The 502-nt window shown below is 45.0% G+C and carries 1 protein-coding gene; it reads right to left on the reverse strand.

From position 1 onward, the window contains the following. The coding region (locus VC182_RS11495) for a YDG domain-containing protein (protein WP_323485375.1) at positions 1-502 on the reverse strand (502 nt) is incomplete at both ends.

Here is a 502-nt window from a genome sequence, read left to right on the forward strand (position 1 = left end):
TATTCGATGCAGCCGTTGCCAGAGTTACAGCAGAAATTGTGTCGCTACCTAGCAAGCCAATGGATGAATAAGATAATGTGCCTGCAGGTTGTGTAATAAAAGAGGCTTGGTTATTTGCAGTAATTGTTAAAGATGCTTTAGTTATGTTTGCGGTAAGCGTAGTTGCTGGACCTGTGACATAGTAATTGCCAGCAGCTGAGCCACTTAAACTCACTCCAGCCATGGTGGTGTAATTTAAGCCATTGATATTAGTTGTAGTTGTTGTCGGAGTAACAGCCAAACTAGTGCCAACGTTTGTTTGACTGAAGGTGCCAGTGTATGGACCGCTTGAGCTTACATCTAAATTTGCCGCATCTGAACCCAGTACACCAGACAATGTCTGCGTACCTACTGCCGCAATTGTTGCGCCTGTAGTAGTGTCATAGACCTTGCTCTGCGCAACTAAACCAGAACTAATGGTTAATGGTGCTGGTGTAATGTTGGCCGCCAAAGGCGCAGTCAA

Origin of the sequence: Polynucleobacter sp. AP-Nickl1-40-C4 (assembly GCF_035012665.1) — a bacterium.
Taxonomy (GTDB): Bacteria; Pseudomonadota; Gammaproteobacteria; order Burkholderiales; family Burkholderiaceae; genus Polynucleobacter.